Origin of the sequence: Micromonospora sp. NPDC049101, from assembly GCF_040648675.1 — a bacterium.
Lineage (GTDB): Bacteria > Actinomycetota > Actinomycetes > Mycobacteriales > Micromonosporaceae > Micromonospora.
The window spans coordinates 256,379-263,944 of sequence record NZ_JBEZED010000010.1; the positions used below are offsets into that span (position 1 = coordinate 256,379).

The 7,566-nt window shown below is 71.0% G+C and carries 7 protein-coding genes; 3 read left to right on the plus strand and 4 right to left on the minus strand.

Translation table 11 applies throughout. From position 1 onward, the window contains the following. Window position 1: 1 nt before the first annotated feature. Window positions 2-1,255, plus strand: coding sequence for a sigma-70 family RNA polymerase sigma factor (locus AB0B57_RS16685; RefSeq protein WP_357069904.1), 1,254 nt, complete (start codon window positions 2-4; stop codon window positions 1,253-1,255). A gap of 11 nt (window positions 1,256-1,266) precedes the next feature. Here the strand turns inward: AB0B57_RS16685 and AB0B57_RS16690 are convergent, their stop codons facing one another. Beyond that, window positions 1,267-1,455 (minus strand): DUF397 domain-containing protein, encoded by a 189-nt coding sequence (locus AB0B57_RS16690; protein WP_357069906.1) that lies wholly within the window; start codon window positions 1,453-1,455, stop codon window positions 1,267-1,269. Further along, window positions 1,446-2,213: a helix-turn-helix transcriptional regulator gene (locus AB0B57_RS16695; RefSeq protein ID WP_357069955.1), complete on the minus strand. Its 768-nt coding sequence runs from the start codon at window positions 2,211-2,213 to the stop codon at window positions 1,446-1,448. Before AB0B57_RS16695 ends, AB0B57_RS16690 begins: the two co-directional genes overlap by 10 nt. Window positions 2,214-2,328: 115 nt before the next feature. On the opposite strand from AB0B57_RS16695, the gene AB0B57_RS16700 reads away from it, so the two are divergent. Then, window positions 2,329-2,760, plus strand: coding sequence for a hypothetical protein (locus AB0B57_RS16700; RefSeq protein WP_357069909.1), 432 nt, complete (start codon window positions 2,329-2,331; stop codon window positions 2,758-2,760). A 374-nt stretch (window positions 2,761-3,134) separates the two neighbouring features. Here the strand turns inward: AB0B57_RS16700 and AB0B57_RS16705 are convergent, their stop codons facing one another. Beyond that, window positions 3,135-5,987, minus strand: a complete 2,853-nt coding sequence (locus tag AB0B57_RS16705) for an aconitate hydratase (RefSeq protein ID WP_357069912.1) — start codon at window positions 5,985-5,987, stop codon at window positions 3,135-3,137. Window positions 5,988-6,344: 357 nt separating this feature from the next. On the opposite strand from AB0B57_RS16705, the gene AB0B57_RS16710 reads away from it, so the two are divergent. Then, window positions 6,345-7,019, plus strand: a complete 675-nt coding sequence (locus AB0B57_RS16710) for a DedA family protein (protein ID WP_357069915.1) — start codon at window positions 6,345-6,347, stop codon at window positions 7,017-7,019. A 133-nt stretch (window positions 7,020-7,152) separates the two neighbouring features. On the opposite strand, the gene AB0B57_RS16715 is transcribed toward AB0B57_RS16710, so the two are convergent. After that, a partial coding sequence (locus AB0B57_RS16715; protein WP_357069918.1) for a C39 family peptidase occupies window positions 7,153-7,566 on the minus strand: 414 nt, incomplete at its 5' end.

Sequence of the window (7,566 nt, forward strand, 5' to 3'; positions counted from 1 at the left end):
GGTGTCCACCCCGCAGCGCCGGCCGGTGCCTACCCCGGCGCCGGCCGGCGCGGTGGCGGCGGAGGCCGTCGCCGCTGCCGGCGTCGAGGCGTACCCCCGGATCGTCGCGACCCTGATCCGGGTGACCGGGGACTGGGCGTTGGCCGAGGACTGCGCCCAGGAGGCGTTGGCCGTCGCCCTGGAGCGCTGGCCCGGTGACGGTGTGCCGGCCAACCCGGGTGGCTGGTTGCTGACCGTGGCCCGCAACCGGGCGCTCGACGTGCTGCGTCGGGCCACAGTGGAGCGCCGTAAGTTGCACGATCTGGCACTCCTCACGCCGGCTGAGGAGCAGCCCGAGGAGCGGCCGGACGTGGTGGACGACCGACTGCGCCTGATCTTCACCTGCTGTCACCCGGCGCTGGCCCTCGACGCGCGGGTGGCGTTGACGTTGCGAACCGTGTGCGGCGTGCCGACCGCGGACATCGCCCGACTTCTGCTGGTCAGCGAGTCGACGATGACCCGACGGCTGACCCGGGCCCGGACCCGCATCGCGCAGGCCGGCATCCCGTACCGGGTGCCAACCGGGCCGGCGCTGACCGAGCGGCTGCCCGGCGTCCTCGCCGTGCTGTACCTGCTGTTCACCCGGGGCTACGTCGCCGACGGTGAGCCGGCCTTCGCCGACGAGGCGGTCCGGCTGGCCGGGTTGCTCGACCGGCTGATGCCGGGGCAGTCCGAGGTGACCGCGCTGCTGGCGCTGGTCCTGTTCCAACACTCCCGTCGCGACGCCCGCCGCGACGCCGCCGGAAACCTGCTCACCCTGGAGCGGCAGGATCGCCGCCGGTGGGACCGCGCCGCCATCGCCGAGGGCCTGGCCGCGCTGGATCGGGTACGCCACGACGGGCCGTACGCGTGGCAGGCCCGGATCGCGGCCTGCCACGCCACCGCCGCCTCGGCCGAGGACACCGACTGGCCGACGATCGCGCGCGCCTACGACGCGCTGGCCGACCTGCGCCCCTCACCGGTGATCGCGCTCAACCGCGCGGTCGCGCACGGGTACGCGTACGGGCCGGCCGCCGGGTTGGACCTGCTCGACGCGGCACATGCCGGGGGCGGGCTGGACGGCAACCCACTCGCCGTGGCGGTGCGGGCCGATCTGGTGGCCCGCCAGGGTGACCGGCTGCGGGCCGCCGACCTGTTCCGAGAGGCGGCGGCAGCGGTGGGGTCGGCCGCCGAGCGTCGCGCGCTGCTCGACCGGGCGGCCGAACTCGTCCGTTAGGACAGTGCGGGTCAGCCGCGCTTGGCCAGGGCCAGGAACCGCGTCCAGGCCGCCGGGTCGAAGGCGAGCGTCGGACCGGCCGGGTCCTTGGAGTCACGTACGCCGATGACGCCCGCGAGGTTGTCGGCCACCTCGACGCAGTTCCCGCCGTTGTTGCCACTCCTGGTGCTCTTGCGCCACCGAGCGCCGGTCAGGTCCATGATGCTGCCGCTTCTCTGATGAGGTTGAGGGACTGCGCCCGGGACAGGGCTCCGTCGCGAATGCGCTCCCACCGTCGGTCCAGGGTAGCAATATCGGCGGTCTTGTCGATGAGCTGTGATTGGGCCTGGCTGTCGACGTGCGCGACCCGCCCCCCGTCCGGCATCTCCGCGATGGTGAACGGCCCGCCGAGGCCCGGATACATGCCGACGTCGGCGGGCACGACGAAGAGCGACACGTTCGGCAACGTGGCCTGCTCGGCCAGCCGCTCGCACTGCTCGCGCATCATGGCCCGGTCACCGCCGAGGGTGCGCCGGAGGATTCCCTCATCGAGGACCGCGACGAGCAGCGGCGGGCGCTCCCGGCGCAGGATGGCCTGCCGGCTCAGCCGCGCCTCGGCGAGATCGTCCGCCTCGTTCGGCAAGAATGCCTCGCCGACCAGCGTGGCCAGCGCGTACGCCTTGGTCTGGAGAAGGCCCGGTATCCACGTAAGCTCGAACCACCGCAGCGACAGTGCCTCACGCTCGATCTCGGCCCAGTGTCGGAACCAGGCCGGCGTTCGGCGCTTGAGCGCGTCCGGCCACAGCTCATCGACGTCCCGACCGAGCAACTCGGCGACCCGCGCACGATGCCGCGTCTGCGGAATTCGTTCCGTGCTCGCCCACTTGGCGGCCGTCTTCGGATCGACACCAATCTGCGCAGCGAGACTGTCCGCTGTGTGGCCCCTCTCGGCCATCGCCGCCTGTACGGCTCGATTCATCTCCAGACCCTCCAAAACGTTCCAGACGTTGGAAGGAAATAGTTCTACGTAGTGTGATCGCTCCGCAACCCTCGGCAGGGTTTCTGTGTAGACGATGTCGACGAGGGAGCGCGCAATGCCCGAGGACAGATCCTGCAACCGCCCACATCGACCGGGCCGGCCGGCCTCGCCCCCAGCGATCAGTGCCGGACCGACCGGGCCACGCCACCCTCCGTACCGTGGCCCCGGTCGCGCGGCGAACGTCGTACCCGAATCGCGCTGGCGGCCCCGGTGCGGCCCGCCGGTCGCGCACACCGCCGACGGGCCACTCTGGACGTGCGACGTCTGCGGTCAGGACTGGCCCTGCCCGGCGCTGCGCGCGACCCCCACGGACGCCGCGCGCCGGGCGACCCTGATCCCCGAGTTCTCCCGGATCACCCGCCGGGCGATCCGCGACCTGCGCGGCCAGCCGGGCGGACCCGACCCGGTCGCCATCGTCCGTCGCTTCCTGTGGTTCCTGCCGCTCACCGACGAGGAGGCCCGGGCGGTCGCACTGCGGCTGCGCTGAGCCGGGGCGTGCCCTGCCGACCCGCCCCTCGCGCTATCCGGCCCGGCGGTGCGGGTGCTCTTTCGTGTCCTTTGCTCTGCACCCGCCCATGCGCCATCCGGGCCGGGGGTGCGGGTGCTCTTTCGTGTCCTTTGCTCTGCACCCGCCCATGCGCCAGTTACGGAGCGTTCGTGGTGCACGGGCGGGTGCAGAGCAAAGGGACGCGACCTGAACCGGGCGGCGGGCCCGGCTGCCCACCGAAGGCCGCGACAACCCATGCGGCCCGGCGCCACGACCCGGCCGATGGAGGCCGCCGCCGAGTCGAGAGCGAGGAGAAACGAGAGGGCCGCTCCCCGCAAGCGCGGAAAGCGGCCCTTTCGCCGGACGTCGGTACGTCAGTTGGCGATCATGCGGCGCAGCACGTACTGCAGGATGCCGCCGTGCCGGTAGTAGTCCGCCTCACCCGGGGTGTCGATCCGCACCACGGCGTCGAACTCCACGCCGGTGTCGGTGCTGACCTGCACGGTGCGCGGGGTGTCGCCGTCGTTGAGCGCGGTCACCCCGGTGATGGTGAACGTCTCCGTGCCGGTGAGACCGAGCGACTCGGCGGTGACATCCACCGGGAACTGCAACGGCAGCACACCCATGCCGATCAGGTTGGAGCGGTGGATCCGCTCGTACGACTCGGCGATGACCGCCCGGACACCCAGCAGCATGGTGCCCTTGGCCGCCCAGTCCCGCGACGAACCCGAGCCGTACTCCTTGCCGGCCAGCACCACGAGCGGGATGCCGGCCTCCTGGTAGGCCACCGAGGCGTCGTAGATCGAGGACTGCTCACCGGTGAGGTGGTTGACGGTGAAGCCACCCTCCACGCCGGGGACCAGCTGGTTGCGCAGCCGGATGTTGGCGAACGTGCCCCGGATCATCACCTCGTGGTTGCCCCGCCGGGAGCCGTACGAGTTGAACTCGTGCCGCGGCACACCGTGCTCGGCCAGGTACGTCCCGGCCGGGGAGTCGGCCTTGATCGCGCCGGCCGGCGAGATGTGGTCGGTGGTCACCGAGTCACCCAGCTTCGCCAGCACCCGGGCGCCGGCGATGTCCACCACCGGGCTCGGCTCCTGCTGCATGCCCTCGAAGTACGGGGGCTTACGCACGTAGGTGGAGTCGCTCTCCCAGGCGAAGGTGTCGCCGGTCGGGGTGGGCAACGACTGCCACCGCTCGTCGCCGGCGAAGACATCGGCGTACGCGGCACTGAACCCGGTCGCGCCGATCGCCTGGGCGATGACGTCCTGGATCTCGGTGCTGTTCGGCCAGATCTCGCGCAGGTAGACCGGGTTGCCCTCGGCGTCCTCACCGATCGGCTCGTTGGCCAGGTCGATGTCCATCGTGCCGGCGAGGGCGTACGCGACCACGAGCGGCGGGGACGCCAGGTAGTTCATCTTGACGTCCGGGTTGATCCGGCCCTCGAAGTTGCGGTTGCCCGACAGCACCGAGACCACCGACAGGTCGTGCTCGTTGACCGCGGCGGACACCTCCTCGGGCAGCGGGCCCGAGTTGCCGATGCAGGTGGTGCAGCCGTAGCCGACCAGGTTGAAGCCGAGCTTGTCCAGGTACGGCGTGAGGCCGGCCCGCTCGTAGTAGTCCATGACGACCTTCGACCCGGGCGCCAGGGTGGTCTTCACCCACGGCTTGCGGGTCAGGCCCTTCTCGACCGCGTTGCGGGCCAGCAGCGCGGCACCGATCATCACCTGCGGGTTGGACGTGTTGGTGCAGGAGGTGATCGCGGCGATCACCACGGCGCCGTGGTCCAGCTCGTACTCGACGCCGTCGGCGCCGGTGACCCGGACCGGCTTGCTGGCCCGGCCGCCCGCGCCGACCGCCGCGGTCTCCAGGTCACGCGGCTCGTCGGCCGGGTCGCTGAAGTCGTTGGCCGGCGGGTCGCTGGCCGGGAACGACTCGGCGCTGGCCTCGTCGGCCGGGCCGTTGGCACCGCGCGGCAGCTCCTCGCGGGGAACGCCCGGCTTGAAGTCACGCTCGCCGGCGGAGTCGTCGGCGACGTAGTCGGTCAGCGCCGAACGGAACAGCGTCTTGGCGCTGCCCAGCGGCACCCGGTCCTGCGGGCGCTTCGGGCCGGCGAGCGACGGCTCGATGGTGCCCAGATCCAGCTCCAGGCGCTCCGAGTAGTCCGGCTCGTGGTCCGGGTCGTGCCAGAGGCCCTGCTCCTTGGCGTACGCCTCGACGAGCGCGACCTGCGCGGCGTCGCGGCCGGTCAGCTCCAGGTAGCGAACCGTCTCCGCGTCGATCGGGAAGATCGCCACGGTGGAGCCGTACTCCGGGGACATGTTGCCGATGGTGGCCCGGTTGGCCAGCGGCACGGCGCTCACGCCGGGGCCGTAGAACTCGACGAACTTGCCGACCACACCGTGCTTGCGCAGCATCTCGGTGATGGTCAGCACCAGGTCGGTGGCGGTGGTGCCGGCCGGCATCTCGCCGTGCAGCTTGAAGCCCACCACCCGGGGGATCAGCATGCTGACCGGCTGGCCGAGCATCGCGGCCTCGGCCTCGATGCCGCCGACGCCCCAGCCCAGCACGCCCAGGCCGTTGACCATCGTGGTGTGCGAGTCGGTGCCGACCACGGTGTCCGGGTACGCCTGGCCGCCGCGCTCCATGATGGTGCGGGCCAGGTACTCGATGTTGACCTGGTGCACGATGCCGGTGCCCGGCGGGACGACCTTGAACTCGTTGAACGCGGTCTGGCCCCAGCGCAGGAACTGGTAGCGCTCCTTGTTGCGCTCGTACTCCAGCTCGACGTTGCGGGCGAACGCGTCCTCGCGGCCGAACAGGTCGGCGATCACCGAGTGGTCGATGACCAGCTCGGCCGGGGCGAGGGGGTTGACCTTGCTGGCGTCGCCGCCCAGGTCACGCACGGCCTCGCGCATGGTCGCCAGGTCGACCACGCAGGGCACGCCGGTGAAGTCCTGCATGAGCACCCGCGCCGGGGTGAACTGGATCTCGACGCTCGGGGCGGCGGAGGAGTCCCACCCGCCGAGCTGGCGGATGTGGTCGGCGGTGATGTTCGCGCCGTCCTCGGTCCGCAGCAGGTTTTCCAGCAGGATCTTCAGGCTGTACGGCAGCCGCGCGTGGCCGTCCACCTTGTCGATCCTGAAAATCTCGTAGCTCGCGTCTCCGACGCGTAGCTGGGTCTTCGCACCGAAGGTGTCGAGGCTCGCCACGTCGTACTCCTTCACACCAGCGACCGTGAGTAGTCCTGAGCAGTCTGTCGCACCGGTCGGGGGGCCGCCGAGGTTAGGTGACACTTACCGCCGATTCCGCTCTCAACAAAACCGTACGTCCGTCTTGCTAGTTGCGCAACCCGGGCGTCGCCCCTCCGCCCCATACCCCACCCCTAGCCTCCTAGGACGCGTTAGGGAAAGTGTCGTGGCCAACCTGAGCGCGCAACAAGCGCGGGCACGGCGGCGATCTCCCTGTCAATGAAGTGTCGGGCTGGCCTGGGTTGGTCGGGGCGGTCGGACGATGCCGGTCGGGCCGGTCGGGGCGGCTGACCGCGGGTAGGGTTCGAGGCCCGGTCGGAGGAGGGGTCAACCGTGTTCGACGTCCAGCACTGGCTCGTGTCGCTGCCACCGATCGCGGTATACCTGCTCGTCGGCGGGGTTATCGGCGTGGAGAGCATGGGCATCCCCCTGCCCGGCGAGATCGTCCTGGTCAGCTCCGCGCTGCTCGCCGCCACGGGCGTGGTCGAACCGGAGTGGGTGGCCACCGCCGCGGCGACCGGTGCGATCGTCGGCGACTCCATCGGGTACGCGGTCGGCCGTCGCGGTGGTCGTCCACTGCTGGCACGACTTGGCCGGCGCTTCCCCCGTCATCTCGGTCCCGCCCAACTCGTCCGAGCCGAGCAGAGCTTCGCCCGCTACGGCGTCTGGGCGGTGTTCTTCGGCCGGTTCGTGGCGCTGCTGCGGATCCTGGCCGGCCCGCTCGCCGGGGCGCTGCGCGTGCCGTACCGGCGGTTCCTGCTGGCCAACGCCGCCGGCGGGCTGGTCTGGGCGTTCGGCACCACCTACCTGCTGTTCACCGTGGGACGGGCGGCCGAGCACTGGCTCAAGGACATCTCCTGGGCCGGGCTTGTCCTCGCGGTGCTCGCCGGCCTGGGCAGCACCTGGTGGCTACGCCGACGGGCCCACCGCATCGAGGCAACCGATCCAGCGGTGGACGCTGAACCGGTGGCGGACGCCAAGTCGGCGCGCGTGGGTCGGGAACCCTGATTCGAGTACGCCGAAGGGCCGGACCCCGTGGTGGGGTCCGGCCCTTCAGTGGTGTGGTGCTGTGGTCGTGCGGCCCTGCGGCCCTGCGGTGGTGCCGTGCGGCGGTGCGGTGGTGCGTGCGGGGTGGTGTGGGTCAGCTGGTGGCGTAGCCGCGGGTGGCGATCCAGTCGGCGAGGTGCTCGACGGTGATGTCGTAGGCGGCCTGGTTGGGGTCGGCGGAGTCGGCGATGGTGACGGTGGTGCCGTTGTCGTGGTAGCCGACGACGCTGATGTAGTGCCCGCCCTCGTAGGAGTGGGTGACACCGTTGGTGTCGGTGCTGGTGCCGGCGATGTTGGCGACGACGGCGCGGCCGTTGTCCACGGTCTTGACGATGTCGGCGCGCAGCTTGTCGGTCTGCGTGGCATCAGCGTCGGGCTTGCTGATCTCCACGCTGTGGTAGGCGTCGGCCTTGCCGGTTTCCTTGTTCAGCACCGGGGTGATGTCGTTAATGCTGTTGGTGCCGGCTTCGGTGGTGCCCATTTCCTTGGCCATGTCGTCGACGTTGAT